26 protein-coding genes are annotated in these 22,347 nt (G+C 28.9%); 21 read left to right on the top strand and 5 right to left on the bottom strand.

Annotation, left to right across the window (positions count from 1 at the left end):
• Nucleotides 1–108: 108 nt before the first annotated feature.
• The 17 genes from Q0997_RS19045 (at nucleotide 109) to Q0997_RS18965 (ending at nucleotide 13,507) form a co-directional block, all read left to right on the top strand.
• On the top strand, nucleotides 109–1,158 hold the full coding sequence (locus tag Q0997_RS19045; protein ID WP_299891982.1) for a nucleoid-associated protein: 1,050 nt from the start codon (nucleotides 109–111) through the stop codon (nucleotides 1,156–1,158).
• 157 nt (nucleotides 1,159–1,315) lie between these two features.
• Nucleotides 1,316–2,197 (top strand): hypothetical protein, encoded by an 882-nt coding sequence (locus tag Q0997_RS19040; protein ID WP_299891980.1) that lies wholly within the window; start codon nucleotides 1,316–1,318, stop codon nucleotides 2,195–2,197.
• An 18-nt stretch (nucleotides 2,198–2,215) separates the two neighbouring features.
• Entirely contained in the window at nucleotides 2,216–2,653 is a 438-nt protein-coding gene (locus Q0997_RS19035; RefSeq protein ID WP_299891979.1) for a hypothetical protein, read from the top strand.
• Nucleotides 2,654–2,842: 189 nt separating this feature from the next.
• Nucleotides 2,843–3,262: a hypothetical protein gene (locus Q0997_RS19030; protein WP_299891978.1), complete on the top strand. Its 420-nt coding sequence runs from the start codon at nucleotides 2,843–2,845 to the stop codon at nucleotides 3,260–3,262.
• A 191-nt stretch (nucleotides 3,263–3,453) separates the two neighbouring features.
• The gene (locus tag Q0997_RS19025) at nucleotides 3,454–3,939 is read left to right on the top strand and encodes a hypothetical protein (protein ID WP_299891977.1); all 486 of its coding nucleotides are present in this window, start codon (nucleotides 3,454–3,456) and stop codon (nucleotides 3,937–3,939) included.
• Nucleotides 3,940–3,945: 6 nt separating this feature from the next.
• Complete coding sequence (locus Q0997_RS19020) at nucleotides 3,946–4,764, top strand: hypothetical protein (RefSeq protein WP_299891976.1); 819 nt, start codon at nucleotides 3,946–3,948, stop codon at nucleotides 4,762–4,764.
• Between the two features lie 148 nt (nucleotides 4,765–4,912).
• A complete protein-coding gene (locus Q0997_RS19015; RefSeq protein ID WP_299891975.1) occupies nucleotides 4,913–5,857 on the top strand; it encodes a hypothetical protein in 945 nt (314 codons plus the stop codon).
• 256 nt (nucleotides 5,858–6,113) lie between these two features.
• A complete protein-coding gene (locus Q0997_RS19010) occupies nucleotides 6,114–7,043 on the top strand; it encodes a hypothetical protein (RefSeq protein ID WP_299891974.1) in 930 nt (309 codons plus the stop codon).
• Between the two features lie 114 nt (nucleotides 7,044–7,157).
• A complete protein-coding gene (locus tag Q0997_RS19005) occupies nucleotides 7,158–7,988 on the top strand; it encodes a LytTR family DNA-binding domain-containing protein (protein WP_299891973.1) in 831 nt (276 codons plus the stop codon).
• Nucleotides 7,989–8,103: 115 nt separating this feature from the next.
• Nucleotides 8,104–8,754: a type II CAAX endopeptidase family protein gene (locus Q0997_RS19000; RefSeq protein ID WP_299891972.1), complete on the top strand. Its 651-nt coding sequence runs from the start codon at nucleotides 8,104–8,106 to the stop codon at nucleotides 8,752–8,754.
• A 269-nt stretch (nucleotides 8,755–9,023) separates the two neighbouring features.
• Nucleotides 9,024–9,419 (top strand): hypothetical protein, encoded by a 396-nt coding sequence (locus Q0997_RS18995; protein WP_299891971.1) that lies wholly within the window; start codon nucleotides 9,024–9,026, stop codon nucleotides 9,417–9,419.
• Nucleotides 9,420–9,596: 177 nt separating this feature from the next.
• Nucleotides 9,597–10,307, top strand: coding sequence for a hypothetical protein (locus Q0997_RS18990; RefSeq protein ID WP_299891970.1), 711 nt, complete (start codon nucleotides 9,597–9,599; stop codon nucleotides 10,305–10,307).
• Between the two features lie 120 nt (nucleotides 10,308–10,427).
• Nucleotides 10,428–11,081, top strand: coding sequence for a YdcF family protein (locus Q0997_RS18985; protein ID WP_299891969.1), 654 nt, complete (start codon nucleotides 10,428–10,430; stop codon nucleotides 11,079–11,081).
• Between the two features lie 53 nt (nucleotides 11,082–11,134).
• Nucleotides 11,135–12,193 carry an AraC family transcriptional regulator gene (locus Q0997_RS18980; RefSeq protein WP_299891966.1) on the top strand — a complete coding sequence of 353 codons (1,059 nt, stop codon included), beginning with the start codon at nucleotides 11,135–11,137 and terminating at the stop codon, nucleotides 12,191–12,193.
• 72 nt (nucleotides 12,194–12,265) lie between these two features.
• Nucleotides 12,266–12,619 (top strand): hypothetical protein, encoded by a 354-nt coding sequence (locus tag Q0997_RS18975; RefSeq protein ID WP_299891963.1) that lies wholly within the window; start codon nucleotides 12,266–12,268, stop codon nucleotides 12,617–12,619.
• A 31-nt stretch (nucleotides 12,620–12,650) separates the two neighbouring features.
• Nucleotides 12,651–13,121 (top strand): YHS domain-containing (seleno)protein, encoded by a 471-nt coding sequence (locus tag Q0997_RS18970; protein ID WP_299891960.1) that lies wholly within the window; start codon nucleotides 12,651–12,653, stop codon nucleotides 13,119–13,121.
• A 32-nt stretch (nucleotides 13,122–13,153) separates the two neighbouring features.
• A complete protein-coding gene (locus Q0997_RS18965) occupies nucleotides 13,154–13,507 on the top strand; it encodes a hypothetical protein (RefSeq protein WP_299891957.1) in 354 nt (117 codons plus the stop codon).
• A gap of 88 nt (nucleotides 13,508–13,595) precedes the next feature.
• Here Q0997_RS18965 and lipB read toward each other — a convergent pair whose 3' ends face one another.
• The 3 genes from lipB to Q0997_RS18950 are packed head-to-tail and all read right to left on the bottom strand — an operon-like array spanning nucleotide 13,596 to nucleotide 15,324.
• The gene (gene lipB, locus Q0997_RS18960; protein ID WP_299891954.1) at nucleotides 13,596–14,312 is read right to left on the bottom strand and encodes a lipoyl(octanoyl) transferase LipB; all 717 of its coding nucleotides are present in this window, start codon (nucleotides 14,310–14,312) and stop codon (nucleotides 13,596–13,598) included.
• A 2-nt stretch (nucleotides 14,313–14,314) separates the two neighbouring features.
• The gene (locus Q0997_RS18955; protein ID WP_299891951.1) at nucleotides 14,315–15,121 is read right to left on the bottom strand and encodes a hypothetical protein; all 807 of its coding nucleotides are present in this window, start codon (nucleotides 15,119–15,121) and stop codon (nucleotides 14,315–14,317) included.
• 44 nt (nucleotides 15,122–15,165) lie between these two features.
• Nucleotides 15,166–15,324, bottom strand: a complete 159-nt coding sequence (locus tag Q0997_RS18950) for a YqaE/Pmp3 family membrane protein (protein ID WP_299891948.1) — start codon at nucleotides 15,322–15,324, stop codon at nucleotides 15,166–15,168.
• Nucleotides 15,325–15,446: 122 nt separating this feature from the next.
• Between Q0997_RS18950 and lysS the strand changes: the two genes are divergently transcribed.
• From lysS to Q0997_RS18935, 3 genes are all read left to right on the top strand, one after another.
• Nucleotides 15,447–17,141, top strand: a complete 1,695-nt coding sequence (gene lysS, locus Q0997_RS18945; protein WP_299891945.1) for a lysine--tRNA ligase — start codon at nucleotides 15,447–15,449, stop codon at nucleotides 17,139–17,141.
• Nucleotides 17,142–17,145: 4 nt separating this feature from the next.
• Nucleotides 17,146–18,078 carry an endonuclease/exonuclease/phosphatase family protein gene (locus Q0997_RS18940; RefSeq protein ID WP_299891942.1) on the top strand — a complete coding sequence of 311 codons (933 nt, stop codon included), beginning with the start codon at nucleotides 17,146–17,148 and terminating at the stop codon, nucleotides 18,076–18,078.
• A 126-nt stretch (nucleotides 18,079–18,204) separates the two neighbouring features.
• Nucleotides 18,205–18,615, top strand: a complete 411-nt coding sequence (locus Q0997_RS18935) for a hypothetical protein (protein ID WP_299891939.1) — start codon at nucleotides 18,205–18,207, stop codon at nucleotides 18,613–18,615.
• Between the two features lie 578 nt (nucleotides 18,616–19,193).
• Here the strand turns inward: Q0997_RS18935 and Q0997_RS18930 are convergent.
• Nucleotides 19,194–20,012: an alpha/beta hydrolase gene (locus Q0997_RS18930; protein WP_299891936.1), complete on the bottom strand. Its 819-nt coding sequence runs from the start codon at nucleotides 20,010–20,012 to the stop codon at nucleotides 19,194–19,196.
• On the bottom strand, nucleotides 19,978–20,850 hold the full coding sequence (locus Q0997_RS18925) for an alpha/beta fold hydrolase (RefSeq protein ID WP_299891933.1): 873 nt from the start codon (nucleotides 20,848–20,850) through the stop codon (nucleotides 19,978–19,980). The genes Q0997_RS18930 and Q0997_RS18925 overlap by 35 nt, the downstream gene beginning before the upstream one ends.
• A gap of 160 nt (nucleotides 20,851–21,010) precedes the next feature.
• Here Q0997_RS18925 and Q0997_RS18920 point away from each other — a divergent pair, with 160 nt between their 5' ends.
• On the top strand, nucleotides 21,011–22,261 hold the full coding sequence (locus Q0997_RS18920; RefSeq protein ID WP_299891932.1) for a hypothetical protein: 1,251 nt from the start codon (nucleotides 21,011–21,013) through the stop codon (nucleotides 22,259–22,261).
• The last annotated feature ends 86 nt before the right edge of the window (nucleotides 22,262–22,347 follow it).

Genomic DNA, 22,347 nt, shown 5'->3' with positions numbered 1-22,347 from the left:
CAAAATAAAAATTATAAAACCGAAGCTGTAACTCTTCGGTTTTTTTTATGTCTTTTTCTATTGAAATGTTTACTATTGTAATTCGAAATTTAATGATACTTTTTCAAGATGATTACACGCAAAAACGCAAGCATTTCTAAATTTATAATTCACAAAGTAGGTAATAAACATAACGACACTAAAAATGCATTTTCTGAAAAAGAAGTGCATTTTGATGAAGAGAGCTATGACCTTATGTTACCTTTTTTATTACGCCCTTTTGGTTCTGCAGTACAGAGTTACCGTTTTAATCATCATGCCAATGTAGAACTTAACGAAATTAATGCCTACAGCAAACAACTTTTTAATGATGACGATGCTTTTATAGAAACTTCAAAAAACATCGTTAAACATTTATACGAGCAAAGTGATTCTGCTCAAATAAAAACAGGAGATGTTTTAGTTGCTATTTTTGAAGGCATAGAATACAAAGAGATGGTTACCAATGCCATTGGTATTTTTAAAATAGAAAGTAAAATAAACTTCTTTCAAACCTATTTAGAAAATAATAGTTATGATGTTTTAGTACAAAAAGGAATTTCTTCTAAAAAAGTAGATAAAGGCTGTCTTATTTTAAATCAAAAAGACATGGAAGGCAATATTATTTTAAGTGTAGATAACAATAGTTATGATGCGCAATATTGGCTAGATAAGTTTCTTAATATAAAGTATGCAGACGATATGAATAACCACACACATAACTATTTAGATATGTGCAGTGAGTTTTCTAGTGAAATTTTAAAAACCAGTTATGGCGAACAAGAGCGTAATATTTTTTTAGCTAAGACAATCGATTATTTTAAAGAAAATGAAATTATTAATATTGAACGTTTTAAAGAAGAGGTTTTCGAAGAAGAGAAACATATTCGTCTATTCGAGGATTACAAAAAAGAATACGAAGGAGAGCAAAATATATTAATTAGAAACCAATTTGATTTAGCCGAAGCTGTAGTAAAAAAAGATAAAAAGAAAATTAAAACAGATATTAAGTTAGATACTAATATTCAAATTAAATTGGATATTGATGCTCCAGATGCAGCTCAAGAATATTTAGAACGTGGTTACGATGAAGAGAAAAAAATGCACTACTACAAAGTATTTTTTAATGCAGAAGGTTAATACAACCTTTATGTAATACTCGGTAAAATATCTAAATACTTTAATCTGCTTTAAGTATTTAATCTTATTTTTATTAACTATATATTTGATATTTAAGATATATAGTTACCATAATAACTATATACAATTGTTGTACACCATTGTATGAAATGATAAAATGAAAGATAAAGAATTACAGTTTTGGTATTTTTTAATCGAAGGTAACCTTGATAATGAAACAGGAGCTTACGGAAATTTCTATACTTATGGAGAGAGATGTGGAGAAGCTTTAGGAAAAACTTATTCAATAGCACAACAAGAAGGTATTATAAATCCAACAGTTATCGAAACTACTAGACTCGATAACTTAGATGAATTTAAAATTCCTGAAGAAGCTGAGCGAATTTCTGATTCAACCTACATGATTCCTTCATTAAATACCTTTAAGCTTAATCCTGAAGAGTATTTTTTTAAACCTCCTACTGGAATTTCGTTTGATACAATCATTGGAGAATATGACTCCGAATTAATTCTTGAAAATTTTGCAGCCTATAATAAAAACGAAAATGGAGTTTATGAACTTCAATTAGTAGTCGATAAAACTAGGTTAGTTGAAACCTTTTTTAAATGTTTTGATTTTATAGAACCGATTGATGCATTTTGGATATATATCTGTGAACATTGGTTAAATAGAAGAAGAGAACTTTGGGCAAGTAAATCAATCACAAATAAAAATAAAATAATAAAATTCCTTAAGAATCATCAAGCAAACACTATAGAAAATGGATTTGTGGAATTGGTTATAAACTCAAATATTGGAAAAACTAATTTGATGTTATGCGAGCATAAAAAAGTTCAGTTACACACTGAATCTGAAGAGATATTTAAAAACTTTATCGGAAATTTAATTGATTTAGGATTTGAACAAACAAAGGACTTTTATAATATAGAATTTGGTTATCATCATTGGCATTACAGACCGATTGAAAGCCTTAACAGGGATGATTTCGCAATGATGTTAATTGATAATGAATTTGAAAATATTAAACTTGAAAAATAACGGTGTACAACAATTTGTATGTTAGTAGTAATCAAAAAACACTCAGAAATCAAAGAATTAAAACTAATTTCAAAAAAGAGAATTATACACAATAAGAATTCTCGAAAGAATAAAAACAGGGAATTGTATAAGTGGACTTTAGAAAGAATACTTAGCACAAATGATTATAGCGGAATAGAAATAGATTATTTCCCTTCATCCTCTGAAAATGGGTTAATTCAAACTTTGAAAAATGAAATTATAGCTAAATTAAATTCTGACAATGTATTTGACTTTGATTATAATCCATCTGAAAAAGATTATATCAAAATAACTAGTAAAAAAAACAAGGATGAGTATTTAAATCTGATCTTTTTTAATGGAAAATGGATAGAAGAAGAGTATTTAAACAATTTTAGAAATCCAAACTCAGACAATTATGAAAGAATAGCAATAGGAGAACTTGAATTAAAGTAACTACTACTAACAGCCTTTATAACAAATTGCTTGGTCTGTTTATATTCCAAAAACCCTCACGAATTTTCCACAGGTTAGTTTTCTTTTGCTAACTTAGTTCTTAGCCAACGCAACAAACCATACACAAACATGTTATGGGCCATTGCCAAATAAATATTTTTGATGATATATACAATAGAACGAGCAAATATGATAACTGATCAACTAAGACGTTTTAAGTCTGGTTATGCTCATCATGTTGTTGGACAATTTGCAAATATTGACTTTTGGCTAAATGAAGTGCTTGAAGCACAGAAAACCATTGATCAATACAATAGCAGATTTAATAACATTCGAGACATTCAAAAAAACTGGATTAACAGCCACGGAACAAAGGTTTATGATTATTGCCCTCATTGTGGTGGCAAATGCGAATTGAGCAATGGGACACCTTCTCCACCAAACAGAATTTCTAGTTCAGATATGAATGAAACAAGGCGGAATTTAGTAAATTCTGCTTATTATTTTCTTACACGTTGTTATAGAATGGGGCTTTTGAACGATGATGAATTAAAACAAAAGTGTGATCTAATTGGAACAAGTATTGACCCTAATGATTTGAAAAAATAATCGTCACACTATACTATATATGTAATCATAGTAGTTAGGTGATGGATCGAAAGGTTATTGTATTTTTGGTAAGTCAAAATCTTACAAAAAAGGGAAAAGTTAGCAACCAATACGTAAAAAAGGCGATGGTTTGGTAACATTTTGTACTGCTACGACACATATATATTAAACATTACTACTATTTACCAAAAATGACTGAACAGCAAAATGAAATATGGAATAAAATTCAAAATTTTGAAATTGACGACATAGATTCTTCTTTCAGTTTTACAGATAGATTAGCAAGAGAAAATAATTGGTCAATAGAGTATTCTTTGAGAGCAATACTTGAATACAAAAAATTTATTTTTCTAATTACTATTTCTGATTTTCCTCAAACACCTTCAGATCAAATTGACCAAGTTTGGCATCTTCATTTATTATACACAGAGTCTTATTGGATTGAACTTTGTAAAAACACAATAAATAAAAATATTCATCACGGACCAACAAAAGGTTCAGAGGAAAGAACTTTATTTAAAGAACAGTATATAAAAACACTTGAGTTTTATGAATCTTTATTTAATGAAAAACCACCTAAAGATATTTGGATTGATGTAGAAACTAGATTTGATGAAATTCATTTTACAAGAGTTAACAGAAAGAGGAATTGGATAATACCTAAACTAAGATTTTAAAAATTAATGAAAATACTATCTCAAATAACACCTGCAGAAACGATGTTTATTAAAGACTGTACTTCTGCACAGTTGAAGGATTTAATGAAATTCACTTTTATGGATTTACTTCTTAAAAAAGTAATTGAAATTAAAGAAATAAATAAAAAGTCGCATCCTAGAGATAATTATATTAGAACATACACATATGTCGTTTCTGGTAAAAACTTTAATAAATACAATCCCAAAAATCACGAATTAATTTATTTAAGTCCATTTATAAAAAGCCCAGACATTCAAATACTATTTAAGAATTTCATAAAAATGGCTTACGACACTTCAAATGGAAGCTGGAATTATAAAAAGTCGATTAGAAGTAACCGAGAAAGCAATCCATATTTTAAGCAGTCATTTTTATTAAATCTTTTTAGATTAAATAAACTAACAGATAACGGAAATAAACTAAAAAAAGAATTATCAAATTATTTAAACGAAATTGACAAAAACATAGCCCATCTACTTCATACTGACAAGAAGAAAGGATTAGAGTTATTACTAAGTATTGGAGGGAATATTTTTTTATTAAAAAATCTAGATTTTCAACTTTTAAAAACCATCGATAAAGAATTACTAAATCAACAGAAAGTTTTATATAATAACGCTCACGATTCTGATAGTGATTGGTGGCTATACATTGATTTTTTCGAAGACGATTATATGTTTGATTCTTATTTTGATAGTTTTGATGACACCTTAGATTCATTCGATTCCGAATTTGATGCATCTAGCTGTTCTTCATGTGATAGTGGATGTAGTAGTTGTGGTGGATGTGGTGGATGCAATTAAAAAAACAGTCTACAACAACCTATATAATTAATTGTCTATACTAACTAACTTACGGAAATCCTCGCAGATTTTCTATTCGGTTTGTATTTGCTAATTTAGTTACTTAAAACACACAACAAAATCATATACAAACACGTTCGCAATAATTATGAGAAAATCACCTCTGATATTAATAATTTTATTCCTTTTTTATAGTTGTAAAAAGGATATTAACGAAAAATCTATTAGTATTGTTGAGAGTTTTCAAAAAGGAGATGTAGAAAAAATTAAAAAAGAATTTTATTCTGATGAGTATTTTAATGACTTACCAAATACCGATCAAATAATAGATAAATACAAGACATTAATTGGCGACCTTGAAATTGACAAGAAGGAAAATATTATTTTAGAAACTCGAAAAGGAATAATATCTAATGATTTTTTTTCAAAAGATTCAGTTTTAATAACTTCCGTTTATGTACCTGTCGCTGTAAAAATGCCTTCACCAGTTCCAGGTTATTTTGTTCTGTTACATTTCGTTAATAAAAATGATTCATACAAATTAGTCGCATTTGATTTAAAAAATACAAAGGTTCCAGAAAATGAGAATGAATTAAATATTGAAAACAAAATTAATATTGATAAAAAAAGAATAATTGATTATTCTTTTATGTACGAAGGTGGTTATAAAAACCCATTAATTTTTAAACGCAAAACAGGTTTAGTAAATGAATTAAAAGTGAATAAGGGTAGATTTGATTTACTACTTGAATTAATTAATAATTCAACAATTGTTAAAGCGCAAAAAGAAACCAACACAAGGCGATTTAATGGAGATCCAGAACTCGGAATCATTAATCTTGAAATGAATAATAATCATACTTGGACATTATTCACGTTGATATCAGAAGAGAATAACAAGAAAGAAAAATTTAATGGAATAATAGAATTAAGATATTATCAATACTTAAATTTAGCAGTAACTTATTGGATAGAGTCAGAAAACAATGAATTACTAAAACAAACAATGTTCGAACTATGCAATTCTGGAAAAAATATTAGAACAGAACCTAAAGAATCAATAAAACTTGAAATTAGCCACCAAGAAAAATAACTAGTATAAACCATAACTAGTAAGTGTTAATTTGGAAGATTTATGCCTATTCACAAAGAATAAAAACTAAGCGCAACAATATATATGTGATCATAGTACTTAAGTGATAGATCGAAAGGTTATTGTATTTATGGTAAATCAAAATCTTACAAAAAGGAAAAGTTAGCAACCTATACATAGAAATATCTATAATTCGGTAACATTTTGCACAGCTGCGACACATATATGAAACGTTAGCTGTAATTAAACCCAAACAATGAGAATAAAATTATTATTTATTGCCCTTACACTTACCTTAAGTGCTTGTGGACAATCTACAGAAAGTAAAAAACAGAATTCTGAAAAAACTTTGGTTCTTGGTACTAGAATTTATTTAGACCAACCTAAAAATTTCAAGCCTTCACAAGACTTTATCGGATTTGAAAGTGGACAATCTCTAATTCAGTTTATGGAACTTTTTGGTGGCAACTATAACTCAAATGCTAAAAACTTCACTAAAGAAAATTTTGAAAACAAAGGAATAAAAGTTTTTGATTTTCAAGAATTAAAAATTGACGATTATCCTGCAAAATTAGCATTTCTTCAAGGTAACCAAAATCAAAAAAGCCTACAGCTTGTATTTGGCGATAATGAGTTTTCTGTTATGGTAATGGCCTTTATTCCTGATTTTGAAAAAGATAAAATTGAAGAAATAAAAAAGGCTTTGTTGACTATAGAGTATGACAAAAAAAGAACTGTTGATCCTTTTGAAATAGCATTTTTTGAATTGGACGATTCTAAAAGCTCATACAAGTACTCTAAAACGGTTTCTAATATGTTCCTTTACACAAAAAATGGAGTAAAAAAGGACCATTTTACAGGAGAATCTGTATATCTAGTTTCACAAATACCAACAAACAGGCTAAATATGAGTCCTAAATCACTCTTTGAGAACAACTTAAACTCTTTAAAAAGTAACGGACTCGCCATTTCAAAAAGGGAAGTTACAGACAGAAAAAAACTGAATGGATTTAAATGTTACGAAGAACTGATAATTGGGACTTTAAATAATGAGGAAACACAAATTAAAATGACAAGTGTTGTAAATGGAACTCGTGCTGTTTTAATTAATGCTTTAGTAAAAGATAATTTCGAAAAAACGTTCATGGAATTTGACAAACTAACAAATGAATTAAAAATGAAATAACTAAAACTAAGAATGCATATAATTATTTAATAATATTCGCTTATTTACGAAAACCCTCACAGGTTTTCTATTTGGTTTATATTTGTTAAAAAACCAAGATAATAGATTAAAATTTTGATAAAAACAATAATTAACGCTTTGAAAAATCATGTTAGTTTTTCAAATTTTTGGGTTAGAAATGGCTTTATAATTGTAGTAATCTCTGTTTTATCAAACCATCTTTTTGAGCCAGAAAATTTTCCGTTTAATAAAAACTACAAATTCCCTTTATTTCCTATTGTTGTATCAATAATTGCAGGAAGTCTTATAATTCTTATTGCTCATTTTAATTTCAAATATTTTAAAACTAAATACTTCACCGAAAAAATTAATACGCAGCTATTATTACGTTTTCTGTTTTCAACTTTAGGCTATATTACTATACTATATATCTTTTTATATTATGTTTTAAATGGTTTAATTAATGGAATTGAATCATACAATATTTACCATCTACTAACGGGACTTTCTGTCTCCTTACTAATATGCACTCTCGGAATTACTCTTTTATTTTCAACTGATATATACAAACTTCACAAACTTATCTCTATAACAGGTACGCTTAAAGTTCAACAAGGAGGTAAAATAACCTTAGTTAAGTATCCAGAAATTGCCTATATATATAGTGAAAACAAAATAGTATATATTGTAAAAACCGATGGAACTACAATTTTTACAGATTTCACACTAAATGAAGTTGAAAGTAAAATAAGTGAACAAAGTTTTTATAGAGCTAATAGACAATTTATTCTTCATATCCATTCTATTGAACAAGTACAGTCAATAGAAAATGGAAAACTATCTGTATTACTCAAGTCTACAGTTTCTAGCGAAAAAGCTTTTCAAATAAATATAAGTAGGTACAAAAAACAATCATTCATGGATTGGTTTGAGAAAAAAATTTAATTTGAGTTGATTATTCAGTTGTTATTTTGATACCATTCAGTTAAAATGACTGGTTTACTCCCGTTTTTATTGATTTATCGTTATTAATTAGCTCAAAATTAAAAACGATAAAAAAATGAACAAAACCTTTTTAACTAAAAAATTGACACCAGTAATTGCAATAATTCTTTGTTATATTTTATACCTATCAGGATATTTTCAAATGATTATAGCTGCTTTAATATTAATGATAGCAAGCGCAATAGAATACAAAAAAGAACTTTTTTACTCTTTAGGTTTTAAACGTAAAGCAATAAATCTAAAGAACCTATTAATTATTGCACCTGTATTAGGTATAGTTATATTCCTATTTTATAGCTATGTAATGATGCCATGTGTTATCTATCTTACTGGGCAACCTATAGACTTTTCTGTATTCGAACACTATAAGGGAAACTTGCCCGCTACACTAAATTTACTTGTTCTTATTTGGGCTTCTGCTGCGTTTGGTGAAGAAATTGTATTTAGAGGCTACCTAATGAGGCAATTTACTAAGTTTTTTGGATCAAATAAAATTAGCCTTGTTATTAACATTCTACTATTTGGATTTATTTTTGGTTGGATACACGCTTATCAAGGAATAAGTGGGCAGATTTTATCAGGTATTACCGGTATGCTTTTGGCTGTTATTTTTCATATTCGTAAAAACGATTTATGGTTCAATATTGCTGTTCACGGATTTATTGACACTGTTGCATTAGTATACATATATTATGGTTGGCTTTAATAATTAAAAAATAGTAAAGTTTATATATAATAATGTATAGAAAACATAGAGTTTTTGTACTTAATGGAAAGATTTGTATTTGTCTATAAAGTTGCCAACTATAAAATTTGGTCTTTTCAATAAAAAAGGTAATAGCAAAATATTTATATTTGGTTTAGTACCAATCCGAAATCGTATAGTTTATAATCTACTTAGATTTCTTAAACAAGACGTTAGCAATTTTAACGCAACCATTTCACAATTCTAGCATCTATATAAAAACGATTGATATGAAAAAAATAATATTTACTTTAATTACAATAGGAATTTTATTTTCTTGTAATAATGACGACGATTCTAACTCAAATACAAGATTAGTTGGAAATTGGAAATTAATTGAAGTTCTAGCAGATCCTGGAGGTGGAAGTGGAACTTTCCAACCTATTGATAGCAATAAAATCCTTGAATTTAATGATAATGGAATTGTAACAACTAATATTTCTTTGTGCGACCCATATTCAGATGAAATAATAAGTTCTGGGACCTATAATGATAATACAATAATAACAAATTGTCAAAACCCAAATATTGCAACAATCAGTTATGAGCTAGAAAATCAATATTTGATTTTAAATTTCATTTCTAATGAAGGGTATTCACAGAAATTTAAAAAAGTTAGTTTGTAAAAATCATAGTAATTTATAGTTAGATAGAAAAGTAATTTGCTTTTTGTAGTGGTGCTAGATTTTCATAAATTAAACAAGAAATAAAAATGCGAAGATAAATCAATTGGTTCAGGCCTACTTACCTTTATCATATTCATATATTTGGTGTCATTCACATTTATCAGAAATTACTAACTAATGATAAAGTTCTTTAGAGAAATTAGAAAAAATTTACTTTCCGAAGGAAAAACAGTTAACTATCTTAAATACGCAATAGGAGAAATTGTTCTTGTTGTTATTGGAATTTTAATTGCCATTCAACTCAATAATTGGAAACAATCAAGTATTGAAAGTGGATTAGAAAAAAAATACCTTATAAATTTAGTCACAGAATTAGAACAAGACTCAATTGGTTTAACTGAAAATTATCGTCAACTACAAAACCAAGCAAAAATTAAAAATCATTTTTTAGATCTTATTAATAAAGAGATTAAGCACGATTCTATTATATATTATTTTGAATATCAATGGCGTCCAATACAACCAAAGACCGCTATTAAGTCAACATATAGTGAAATGATAAATAATTCTCATTTAAAAATCATTAAGAATGATACACTGAGAAAGAAAATTATTAATTTTTATAATGCTTATGAAATATTAGAAAAAGAGGAAGATTTTTTCATTCAATCGTCAACAAAAACGATACTTAATTTAATATCGCAAAGTATCCCTAATATAACTAATTATGACATTGATGATGTTATGTCTTTAAAATCTAATAATCACCTATTAAATGCAATACAATTAAATGGTGCTTTTACAAGACGAAACAACTATAAAAAAATCATAAATAAATGCTCAGAATTGACTCGTGATATAAAAAAACTTCAAGCAGAACAGAATTAAGTCCTATAAAAAATGACTAAATTAGTGCTAAAGCAAAAGCTCATGTAATTTTATTATATCTCATATAATTTAAAAAAAATAAAATATTATATAATCGAAATCTTGACAAATATATAATCCATGATAATTACACCTATTAAACCAGAATTGTATGCATATGCAACACCTAATGTAGCCCGTGAAGGTAATGTGGGGATTAATATTACAGCGCAAAATTCGGCTGCTAGTATAGCAATTCAAGAAGATATCGAAAATATTAAAAAATTAAAATATCAAATAATCATTGTTCCTGGCTATACACCTAGAAATGTAACTAACCCAGAAAGTATTAATAAAAAAGCTATAAAAAGATTAGAGCGTGCCATTAAAGCTATGAAGCGGTTTAATGTACCCATGATTATGGTTTCTGGCGGTAATGTTCGTCCTCCAAAAACGCCAAAGAATGAGGCTTATGGCATGAAACAGGCATTAATGGAAAGGTTCAATTTAAATGAAAGCCAAATTGCAATGGATCCATACGCTAGAACTTCTGTTACAAATATGAGAAATTGTGGCAGATTCATGCTTAAACATAACCTTGAAAGAGCATTAATTATAACGTCTTTTGGTCAAAATTTCTATTTTGGAGCTCAAGCAATATCAACCTACCAAAATGCAAGTAAAAAAACATTAGGCTATAAAGTTGGAAAATTTCGTTTTTTATCTCTCTACAAAACACGTTTTACTCCAAGTATGGATGTACTTCAAAGATCAGACGATCCATTAGACCCGTAACATATTCAATATCAAAATGAGTTATATTACCAGAAATAGATATTTTTAACCGAATGCAAAAAGTAGAAAAAATATCTCCAGAAATAAATAAAGTTTACTTTATAGAGAACCATACGCTTATTCATATTCTAACTGGTAAAGGAAGTATTCAAGTAGATTTTAAAAACTACTTTGATTGGCAAGAAAAAGCAATCTTCTTAGAGAAAGGCCAATACATTAAATTTTTATCTGATGATTTTATAGTTAGAAGAATTGAATTTTCTAATGAAACAAAATTTTACAGTAATGATGTTAGAGTATTATTCAAGCATCTAATTTCATTAGGCTATATAGATTTATTAGAATGTGAAGATTGTAATACTTTTTTATCAGAATCTGCCTTAACAGATAATTCTTCAGATATTATTGATGTGTCTTCAAAACAATGGTATTGGCAAAATCCATTTAAAGCTAACAAAGAAGAATACCAAGTTATTTTTGACGCAAAAGAAATTATTGACAAAGAATACTCCAACCATTTAACAGGAAACGATTTAGTAAGTTTAATTAATGATCGTGGTTATAATGCACAAGCTCTAATTAAAAACAAAATTGGTTTATCTGTTAAAAACCTAATGAGATCTAAAAGGCTACAAGAGAGTCAAAAACAAGTCGCATTTACAGATAAAAGTATTCAAGAAGTCTCTTACGAACTAGGATTTAAAGATGATGCCTATTTTAATCGTGTTTTTAAAAATTCTACAGGCCAGACTCCAAAACAATTTAGAGAAAATTTCGATTTTAAAAATCGTGATTTATTTACTCAAAACATTATAGAGCTTCTTCAAAAATATCATGCTCAAGAACGGTCTCTTGAGTTTTATGCTAATAAAATGAACCTTTCTGTAAAAGTACTATCTAAAAAAGTACAGTCTAAAATGAACACTTCACTTGGGCAATTAATTAGACTAGAGTTAATTAATACTGCTAAATTAATGCTTATTGAAGACGAATCAATAACCTCTATATCTAGAAAATTAGGTTTCGAAGAACCTAATCACTTTACAAGTTTTTTTAAACACTATTCTGGTATTACTCCCACCAACTTTAAACTAAAAAAGTACAATTCTTAGTCTCTTTTTTGTAGCATCTAAACTTTAATTCTCTTCCATCTTTGCAGTGTATAAATCACTAAAATAAAAAAGATGAATATTAAAGAACAAGTACAAAAAATGGATGCCATAGTATCTCAAGGTGCTATTGTAGATGCCGTAAAAGAATTCTTCGCTGATAGTGCAAACACATCAGACTACGGAAATGGCAGCACAAAAGGGAAATTAGAAATGATTTCAAAAATGGAAAACTTTGCTGGAGCTATTGCTAAAGTAAACGGTATTACACACCATCACTCTATAGCAGATGGCAATGTTTCTGCATCAGAATTTACATTTGATTTTGACATGAAAGACGGAAGTAAAATTTACTGGCACGAAATTATTCGTAGAATATGGAATGCAGAAGGCAAAGTTATTCAAGAAGAATATTTCAACGCAGAGTAATTAAAATAGTAACAATTAAAAAATAAAAAAAATGAAACATTTAAAAACAGTATTAATCGCATTAGCATTTATAATAACTGCTTCTTTATCTGCACAAGATAAAATGGCAAACAACTTAGACAACAGCAATATAGCTCTTCAAGGATATAGCCCAGTATCTTATTTAGATTTAGGCCTAGCTCAAATAGGAAATAAGAACTATAAGTCTGAATACAAAAAAGTGGTTTACTACTTTACTTCTATAGATCAAAAATCAACATTCGATAAAAACCCATCAAAATATTTACCTCAATATGGTGGCTTTTGTGCTTTTGGAGCATACGCAGGAGCGAAATTTAGAGTAGATCCTAATAAATTTATAGTTAAAGATGGTAAGTATTTTTTATACCTAAATAATGTAGAGTTAGACGCTAAACAATTATGGTTAGCAGAAAAAAACCATACTAAATTAAAAAATATAGCAGACAAAAACTGGACTAAACTAAGTAAGACTTACAACTAATTTATACTATTAATTACTAAAATTATAGAATCATGAAATTTGTAACAAAAAGGATACATGCTTTTTTAGATTATCCAGTAGCTATTGCTTTAATAGCACTTCCCTTTATATTAACTTTAGGGGAATCTAACCCATTAGCTTTATGGCTTTCTATTTGTACTGGAATTGCAGCACTGGTATTAACAATATTAACAGATCATCATTTAGGAGTTGTACCTGTTATTTCATATAAAATGCACTTAGTGGTAGATTTCTTAGTAGCTGTAATTTTTATATTAGCGCCTTTTATTTTCTCTTTTAAAGGAATAGATGCTTATTATTATTGGGTTAATGGTTTTGCGGTATTAAGTGTAGTAAGTTTACATAAACCTGAACCGGTTGGTTAAACTAAAACAAGTAATATGTGTATTAAGTAATAGCGATTATATCTGTATATTTAATCGCTGTTACTTTTTATTACTATCTGCCTGTTTTTCAAACCTTAACATTTACACCAACAAATTTAGCTTCAAAAAGCGTAGTAAAATGTTTTAACAGCTTATCTTTTACTTCTTCTTCATCCACCATTTTCTTGCCTAACTCAACATTAAGAGAAGTTACAGCTTTACCACGAATACCACAAGGAATAATATTATCAAAATACCCTAAATTAGCATTTACGTTAAGAGCAAAACCATGCATTGTTACCCAACGACTGGCTCTAACACCCATAGCGCATATTTTACGAGCAAATGGTGTACCTACATCTAACCACACACCTGTTTCTCCCGGAGAACGCTCGGCCTTTAAACCATATTCTTCAAGCGTTAAGATTATCATTTCTTCTAAAAAACGAAGGTATTTATGTATATCTGTAAAAAAATTATCTAAATCTAAAATAGGATAGCCAACTATTTGTCCTGGACCATGATAGGTAATATCTCCACCACGATTTATTTTATAAAATGTAGCGCCTTTTTCTGTAAGTTGCTTTTCATCTAATAATAAATTAGACATATCACCGCTTTTACCTAAAGTATAAACGTGAGGATGCTCTACAAACAAAAAGTAATTTTTAGTTTGTAAACCAGCATCTTCACGTCTATTTTTAATCTTAGTATCTAAAATACTTTTAAACAATTCTTCTTGGTAATCCCAAGTAGCTTTAAAATCTCTAGATCCTAAATCTTGTATTTCAATGTTTTTATTCACTCTTAATCTTCTAAAACAACATCTAAATTCATATCTTTTGGAGACCCAATCATCTCCATAAAATTCATTTTTAATGTCACAGTTTTACCATCATTACTAATTTTAGCATTCTTATTAGATACAGATTTTATCTTCTTAGGAAAATTATAAACTAAAGAGTACGACATTTCTTCAAACATGCCTTTCATCTCTCCCATTTCTTCCATCTCAGATTTTAAAGACTCCATCTCTTCTTTAGATGCAGCCTCTGGCTCTTCTTTAAGAAAACGACTAAATCTTTTTCCGTCATATTTATAATCCACTTTTTCTAGCATATTTTCACTAGACTTAGCAAATGCACTTTCGCTAATTTTATCGGCTTGCGGATTATCTTTACTATTATATTTCTTAGCTTGTTCAATTTTTTCAAAGACTTGAGGTAATTCTTCTAGACTTTTAAAAGTAGAACCAAAACCAAAATTAAAATCGCCAGTTTCTTCATTCATTTTCATTTTCATAACCACCGTTTCTAGAGCTTTTATTTGCTTTTGCTCTTCTTCAGATAATTGTGCAATACTATCTTTTCCTTCAGTTAGCATATCTTTAAAATAGATTACACTATCTATAACCTCTTTTTTCTTTTTCTTTTCACCATCTGCTTTAGAACCATCCATTCCCATTTCTTTAAGAGCAGACATTACTTGTCCCATATCATAGTTCATAATAAACTCTCCAGAACCATCTTCATTAAAAGTAATCTCTTCAGTAAAATTACAGCTCGTTAAAAATAACGTCGCTATACAAGCAAACAACAAAGTAATTTTTTTCATTTTATATATAAAATTAAGGGTTTAATAGACAGCAAAGATACAATTTATCTTTCAGGATTATTAATTATAACTAGGGCAGCAATAACGCCTGGAACCCAACCGCATAACCATAATAAAAAAGTGATTAAAATAGAGCCGCAACCTTTGTCTAAAACAGCAAGTGGCGGACAGATAATAGAAAGGATAACTCTCCAAATACTCATAATATAATTTGATTTTAATACTAAACCATGTTTAGCATATATTGATTGATATTAATAGGACGCAAGCTATTGTGTTTTGTTACAAAGCCATTATCTTTGCACCCTTAAAACAAGATTAAACTATGTCACAATTATCTGAGCAAGAGCTCGTACGAAGAGAAAAGCTAGCAAAGCTACGCGACATGGGTATTAACCCATATCCAGCCGATTTATTTCCAGTTACTGAAACTTCTAAACAAGTAAAACAGGAATTTAAGGAAGGTAAACAGGTTGTTATTGCTGGACGTTTAATGTCTCGTCGTATTCAAGGTAATGCCAGCTTTGCTGAATTACAAGATAGTGAAGGAAGAATTCAAGTCTATTTTAATAGAGATGAAATTTGTGCTGGAGACGATAAAAGCAAATACAACAACGTCTATAAAAAGTTATTAGACATTGGAGATTTTATAGGTATTGAAGGTGAATTATTCACTACCAAAGTGGGAGAAAAAACAGTAATGGTTAAAGACTTTACATTATTAAGTAAAGCTCTAAAACCTTTACCGCTACCTAAAATAGATGCCGAAGGTAATGAACATGATGCATTTGTAGACCCAGAAATGCGTTACAGACAACGTTATGCAGATTTAGCAGTAAACCCGCACGTAAAAGACGTTTTTGTAAAGCGTACAAAGTTATTTAATGCCATGCGTGGTTTCTTTAATGACTCTGGTTATTTTGAAGTAGAAACACCTATTTTACAACCTATTCCTGGTGGTGCAGCTGCAAGGCCTTTTATTACACATCACAATAGTTTAGACATTCCATTATACATGAGAATTGCTAATGAGTTATACCTAAAACGTTTAATTGTTGGTGGTTTTGATGGTGTTTATGAGTTTTCTAAAAACTTTAGAAATGAAGGTATGGATAGAACTCATAATCCAGAATTTACAGCCATGGAAATCTATGTAGCTTATAAAGATTACAACTGGATGATGGATTTTTGTGAGCGTTTATTAGAACATTGTGCTATTGCAGTAAACGGAACAAGTGAAGCCGTTTTTGGTGAACACAAAGTAGATTTCAAAGCACCTTACAAGCGTATTACCATGGCCGATTCTATTAAAGAATTTACTGGTTTTGATATTACTGGAAAGACTGAAACTGAAATTCGAGATGCAGCTAAAGGCATGGGTATTGAAGTTGACGATACCATGGGTAAAGGCAAATTAATTGATGAAATTTTTGGCGAAAAATGTGAGGGTAACTACATACAACCAACTTTTATTACAGACTATCCTAAAGAAATGTCACCATTATGTAAAGAACACCGTGATAATCCTGAACTAACAGAACGTTTTGAATTAATGGTTTGTGGTAAAGAAATTGCAAATGCTTATTCTGAACTTAACGATCCAATAGACCAACGCGAACGTTTTGAACACCAATTACAATTAGCCCAAAAAGGAGATGATGAAGCGACTGAGTTTATTGATCATGACTTTTTACGTGCTTTAGAGTATGGTATGCCTCCAACCTCTGGAATGGGAATTGGTATGGATAGATTAATTATGTTTTTAACTAATAACCAATCTATTCAAGAAGTATTGTTCTTTCCTCAAATGAGACCTGAAAAGAAAGCAATACCAATGAGTGAAGAAGAAAAAACAGTCTTTGAAATCTTAAAGAAAAACACGCCTATTATTTTAAATGACTTAAAAGGTCAATCTGGTTTAAGCAATAAGAAATGGGATAAAACTATAAAAGGTTTAACTAAACTTGGTGTTGCTAAGGTTAATAAAACAGATGATGGTTTATTTGTGGAGCTAGTATAAATAGATGGCCTTTATTCAAAAATATAAAGCATATATTCTTGGAATATATGCTTTTTTGGTTTTTGTTCATTTTGTAATTAAAGATTACATATTTCCTATTAGTATAATATTCTATGCTTTCCCTATAATAATTATTATTCCTTTCGGCTTATTAACCTCTTGGTTCTATAGAAAGAAAAAAGTTTTAGTCTATTTTTTAATAGGATTTTCCTTAATCTTATCCTACCATTGGTTTAATAATTATTATGTATTCCCAGTAAGCAAGACTTTATCCGAAAAAGATAGCTCCATTTTATTTTGGAATGTAGCTAAAAACTCTAAAGGCCTTCCTTTAGACGTTATTTTTGAAAAAATAAAAGAATACAATATTGATATTTTAACTTTTGTTGAAGCAGAAAATATTCTACAAAAAGATATAATCGCTTTGAAAAAAGAGTTTCGAGACTATAGCTTCAAAAAATTAAAAGGGAATATGCTTATTGGCGTTAAAGGTAAAATTGATTCCGTTTTTTATAAATCTAAAAAGAAAAGTTATAAATTCAATATTATAGAATCTACAATAGATGGTACAACTTCTAAAATAATAATTGTTGATATTTATGCCAGTCCCTTTTTTAGTAAAAGGGATGCTTTAAAAGATGTTTTAAGTTTTTCAACAGAAAATAATATTGATATTATTGTAGGAGATTTCAACACTCCATATGAAAGTATTCATTTTAAAAATTACGAAATTAATTATAAAAGTTTTCATGATTATTCTGATGGTTTAACTGCCACCTGGCCATATGGAATACCTTTATTAGAGTTAGATCAAATCTGGTTAAACAAAACTAATCAACCTATTCAACTTAATAAATTTCAGTATTTATTTTCAGACCATAAGCTTTTAATAGCAGAATATAGATCTTCTACAAAAAAGGGCATAACACCCCATTAAAACAGAGAAAACCACTCTGTTCTTACTTTTATAATTACTTCATATTTGCCACATCAATTAAAGAAATTGGTATGGCGATAACTGAAAAGCCATAAAATAGAGTAAGTATATTATAAAATAGGTATTATGGAAACTTCAAGATGTGAATGCATAGGTGGCGTTTGCGCCCCACGTAGAAAACAAGGTTTAAAGGTTAAACCAAAAAAAGGAAAACATGAGTTAGTAAAATTAAAAGGTCCAGGACTGTTTTTAGCGGCACATTTAAGCAAGCAAGGTGGTACAAACGATATTTCTTTTGTCGATTTAACTATTGATGGAGAAAGTATTTTTAATTTATCTTATGCTGCAATGAAAAACCTAGGCTTTAGACGTCAAAATCCATACGGTATGGTATTAGTAAAAACAGGATTAATTGAAAATGTAACTTTAGGATTCCCATATCCACTTAAATTTGAAAAAGAATTGGTATTAACATTTACTGCTGGCGAACCAGATATCGCTCAAGTTATAGGCAATGTTATTTATGGTAAATGCTAAAATATAGCTATTTAGAACAACATAAATATTAAATAAAAAGAAACTCTTAATTGTAGCTCTTTTTATTTTTTTCTATTTTGATTTACATATCTTATCTATTTCAAATTCACTATCAAGACAATCTGAAAACAATAATAAAAAGGCTTTAATAACTTTCATAATAAGGGATATTTTTGGTACTAATTAATTTGTTAGCATTTAAAAAAATAGTCTAATCAAAAACATTAAACTTACATATAAACGCTTATTCTTTATAAGAAACTAATTAAGATGGTAGGTCTTTAATAAAATATTTAGTTAAGAATCTATAATACCAATTTCTATTAGACAACTTAACTCCCATTTGTCTTGAAGTTTTAATCTTTGATAATGTTCTATAACTTTTAATAATAGTTAATATTAAAAGTACTGAAACGATAAGTAATATCAAATTAGACATTTCCATTGGTGATTGTATGATAATAGTGGTTTAGATTCTACTAAAAAAACACATAAAAACGTATTAAACAATTGAAATTCAACATAAAACATGAGATTTCGATAAACGGTATTTTTTTTAGACTAACGCAATAGTAACACTATAATAACAAGGCATCAATTGCTTTTACATAGCTGTCGAATTTAAATAAATCACTATGTTTTGCGTCTTTTATAGTTATAAAAGTTTTTAAATCTTTTGGAATTATATTATATAATTTTTTTGCAGACTCATAAGGTATTATATAATCATCTGTACCATGAATAATTGTAATTGGAGATATCACATTTTTAATATACTTATAAGTGGGCAATTCAAAATTCAAAAAGAGTTTAGCTGGATAAATAATAATACGGTGCTGTGCTGGATCTGCAATTTCATAATATGGTGACTCTAAAACTAATTGCTTTGGCTTATTTTTTGATGCCACATAGGTTGCAAATCCTGTACCTAAAGAACGGCCATACACTGTGATTTTATTTTCTGAATATATTGATTTTACATAATTATAACACAATAATGCATCACTATAAAAACTAGTTTCTGTTATTACTCCTGTACTTTTTCCGTAACTTCTATAATCCATTACAAAAACATCATATCCTCTATCAAGAAATAGTTTAGATTTTTGGCCCCATTCGTCTATATTACCTCTGTTTCCATGAAAGTGAATCACCACTCCTTTTGGATTTTCTTTTTTAAAATGAATAGCATTAATTGTTTCTCCATCTTCGGTTTTAAGAAACAATTCTTCAAAAGGGTGCGAAAATGCATATTTATAATCTTGAGCTAACACTGATGGCCTAAATAATAACGACTCTTGAAAAAGGTACAATGCTAGACCATTAATTATATATAAAACAAAAATGATTGAAACGACTTTTTTAAGTTTTCGTTTTTTTGGAAGAGTGAATGACATTAATACTTGTGGTTGAAAAATCTATAGGTTCTACTTTCGAATTCAAAATATCGCGAATCATTTTATGGTAAGATTCAAAGTTATTTAAGTTTTTATGTCCGCCGCCAATAACGCTATGTAACTTTGTTAGCTCTGGATTTACTTTACTTAATTTAATACTACTCTTAAATGGTATTAATTTATCATTTGTACCATGAATAATATGTATTGGACATTGTACATATTTTAACCACTTGTATGTTGGTAATGGATATTTTATTAAAATTGACAATGGCATAAATGGCATATAACGATTAGTCACCTTTGTTAAACTATAATAAGGCGCGTCAAGCACCAACATCTTTGGGTGATTTGTTGAAGCCAGTTTGGCTGCAAAACCAGAGCCTAAAGAGCGTCCGTAAATAATAATTCTATCCTCGGTTGTTCTTTCTTTTATTTTATTATAAACAACTTGTAAATCTCTTTTTATTGCTTTTTGAGAACGCCTTCCTGTGCTTTTTCCAAAACCTCGATAATCTACCATTAGCACTGTATAATCATACCTAGTAAAATCTACAGCAAACTTGCCCCAACCTTTTATACTTTTAGAATTTCCTTTTAAATACAAAACCAAACCTTTAGATTCTCCTTTAGGCTTAAACAGAACTCCATTAATAATAGCTCCATCTCTAGTTTCTAAGTTATATTCTTCTGTTTCTTGATTTTCATATAAAAATTGAAAATCTTTAGGTAGTTTTTCTGGTTTAAATAAAATATAATCTTGTAAATAATACAATGCAACGCTAATAACTATGTAAATAGCAAGTACTATTATAAGAGTATGTAACCAGTATGGCATTATTAAATAATTGAAATCCTAAGATATAAAAAAAAATGGACGATTTAACAGGCCTTTTAAAAGCAATAAGAACATACAATACGGAAACTCAATTTACTATTAATCTTTGTATGTCAGCCAATTATTACTTATTTTCACAATCGAAAAAACAAATTATGCTATGAAAAAACGACTTTTACCTTTAATTTTATTCGCTTTTATCTTTTCCTGTGGAAATGATGATGATGTGCCTCAAACCGAAGATGCCGTATGTAATACTCCAACATCTATACAAGCCACTACTGTTGGCATTGATAATGCAGATATTTCATGGAGTGATGCCAATATTAACGCTACTTATAGTATTGAATATGGTGTAACTGGATTTACTCTTGGATCTGGTACAACCGTTACTAGCTCTCAAACTAACATTTCTCTTACAGGCTTAACAGACAATACAACTTACCAAGTATATATAAAAGCTATTTGTAGTGCTTCCAATGAAAGTGCAAATGCTAATGCTATAAGCTTTACAACTGCTCCTCCTAGAGTTGTTGCAGAGTTCTTACCAAATCTTTCCGATTTAAATTTATTTAGTGGAGATTTAAGTGACTTAACACCAAGTCAATATGTTTTTGAATATGATCTTATTACACCTCTATTTTCAGATTACTCAAGTAAACAACGTCTTGTAGCTTTACCAGATGGTACCAAAATGACTCCAAATGGAGAAAATATGCCAGATTTCCCAGACAATACTCTTATAGCCAAAACATTTTATTATAATGTAGATGATAGAGATACAAGCCTTGGAAAAACTATAATTGAAACTAGAATTTTATTAAAAAAGAACGGTGTCTGGGAAATGGGAGATTATGTATGGAATAATGCACAGACTGATGCTGTTTTAGATAATACGGGAAGTAATGTTGCCATTTCATATATAGATAGTGATGGAGACACGCAAAATGTTGGTTATAAGATTCCTTCGTCTGCAGATTGTATTGCTTGTCATGAAATTTCTAGTACTAAAACGCCACTTGGCCCTAAGTTAAGAAACCTTAATGCAAATAATCAAATACAAGATTTAATTGCTAATAATTATCTTGAAACTATAGATGCCTCTAGTATAACACCATTGCCAAAATGGGATGATGATAGTGGCACTTATACTATTGCTGAAAGATCACGAGCTTATATGGATGTTAATTGTGCTACATGTCACAGAGATGGAGGTTCATGCGAGTCTGAATCTACTTTAAGGTTACCATATGAGTTAGATTTTGCATTAACTCAAATATTTGAACGTAGGTTAGACATAGATACAAGAATGCAAAGTTATGTACCAAATTATAGTATGCCACAAATTGGCACTACAATGGTTCATAGTGAAGGTTATAACCTAGTACGATCTTATTTAAATAGTTTGTAATTAATATACCTGAGTCGTCCTAAAATAGGTTGACAGATTATAAAATAATTAATTACTATCCTGTGAAGCTAGCTTCACAGGATTTT

Source organism: uncultured Lacinutrix sp. (genome assembly GCF_947500325.1).
Classification (GTDB): domain Bacteria; phylum Bacteroidota; class Bacteroidia; order Flavobacteriales; family Flavobacteriaceae; genus Lacinutrix.
This window is presented reverse-complemented; position numbering and strand designations above follow the sequence as displayed.

What these genes read in the sequence shown, in the direction of transcription:
- Q0997_RS19045 (WP_299891982.1), top strand. Translation starts at nt 109, where the DNA reads ATGATTACACGCAAAAACGCAAGCATTTCTAAATTTATAATTCACAAA.
- Q0997_RS19040 (WP_299891980.1), top strand. Translation starts at nt 1,316, where the DNA reads ATGAAAGATAAAGAATTACAGTTTTGGTATTTTTTAATCGAAGGTAAC.
- Q0997_RS19035 (WP_299891979.1), top strand. Translation starts at nt 2,216, where the DNA reads ATGTTAGTAGTAATCAAAAAACACTCAGAAATCAAAGAATTAAAACTA.
- Q0997_RS19030 (WP_299891978.1), top strand. Translation starts at nt 2,843, where the DNA reads ATGATAACTGATCAACTAAGACGTTTTAAGTCTGGTTATGCTCATCAT.
- Q0997_RS19025 (WP_299891977.1), top strand. Translation starts at nt 3,454, where the DNA reads ATGACTGAACAGCAAAATGAAATATGGAATAAAATTCAAAATTTTGAA.
- Q0997_RS19020 (WP_299891976.1), top strand. Translation starts at nt 3,946, where the DNA reads ATGAAAATACTATCTCAAATAACACCTGCAGAAACGATGTTTATTAAA.
- Q0997_RS19015 (WP_299891975.1), top strand. Translation starts at nt 4,913, where the DNA reads ATGAGAAAATCACCTCTGATATTAATAATTTTATTCCTTTTTTATAGT.
- Q0997_RS19010 (WP_299891974.1), top strand. Translation starts at nt 6,114, where the DNA reads ATGAGAATAAAATTATTATTTATTGCCCTTACACTTACCTTAAGTGCT.
- Q0997_RS19000 (WP_299891972.1), top strand. Translation starts at nt 8,104, where the DNA reads ATGAACAAAACCTTTTTAACTAAAAAATTGACACCAGTAATTGCAATA.
- Q0997_RS18995 (WP_299891971.1), top strand. Translation starts at nt 9,024, where the DNA reads ATGAAAAAAATAATATTTACTTTAATTACAATAGGAATTTTATTTTCT.
- Q0997_RS18990 (WP_299891970.1), top strand. Translation starts at nt 9,597, where the DNA reads ATGATAAAGTTCTTTAGAGAAATTAGAAAAAATTTACTTTCCGAAGGA.
- Q0997_RS18985 (WP_299891969.1), top strand. Translation starts at nt 10,428, where the DNA reads ATGATAATTACACCTATTAAACCAGAATTGTATGCATATGCAACACCT.
- Q0997_RS18980 (WP_299891966.1), top strand. Translation starts at nt 11,135, where the DNA reads ATGCAAAAAGTAGAAAAAATATCTCCAGAAATAAATAAAGTTTACTTT.
- Q0997_RS18975 (WP_299891963.1), top strand. Translation starts at nt 12,266, where the DNA reads ATGAATATTAAAGAACAAGTACAAAAAATGGATGCCATAGTATCTCAA.
- Q0997_RS18970 (WP_299891960.1), top strand. Translation starts at nt 12,651, where the DNA reads ATGAAACATTTAAAAACAGTATTAATCGCATTAGCATTTATAATAACT.
- Q0997_RS18965 (WP_299891957.1), top strand. Translation starts at nt 13,154, where the DNA reads ATGAAATTTGTAACAAAAAGGATACATGCTTTTTTAGATTATCCAGTA.
- Q0997_RS18955 (WP_299891951.1), bottom strand. Translation starts at nt 15,121, where the DNA reads ATGAAAAAAATTACTTTGTTGTTTGCTTGTATAGCGACGTTATTTTTA.
- Q0997_RS18950 (WP_299891948.1), bottom strand. Translation starts at nt 15,324, where the DNA reads ATGAGTATTTGGAGAGTTATCCTTTCTATTATCTGTCCGCCACTTGCT.
- lysS (WP_299891945.1), top strand. Translation starts at nt 15,447, where the DNA reads ATGTCACAATTATCTGAGCAAGAGCTCGTACGAAGAGAAAAGCTAGCA.
- Q0997_RS18940 (WP_299891942.1), top strand. Translation starts at nt 17,146, where the DNA reads ATGGCCTTTATTCAAAAATATAAAGCATATATTCTTGGAATATATGCT.
- Q0997_RS18935 (WP_299891939.1), top strand. Translation starts at nt 18,205, where the DNA reads ATGGAAACTTCAAGATGTGAATGCATAGGTGGCGTTTGCGCCCCACGT.
- Q0997_RS18930 (WP_299891936.1), bottom strand. Translation starts at nt 20,012, where the DNA reads ATGTCATTCACTCTTCCAAAAAAACGAAAACTTAAAAAAGTCGTTTCA.
- Q0997_RS18925 (WP_299891933.1), bottom strand. Translation starts at nt 20,850, where the DNA reads ATGCCATACTGGTTACATACTCTTATAATAGTACTTGCTATTTACATA.
- Q0997_RS18920 (WP_299891932.1), top strand. Translation starts at nt 21,011, where the DNA reads ATGAAAAAACGACTTTTACCTTTAATTTTATTCGCTTTTATCTTTTCC.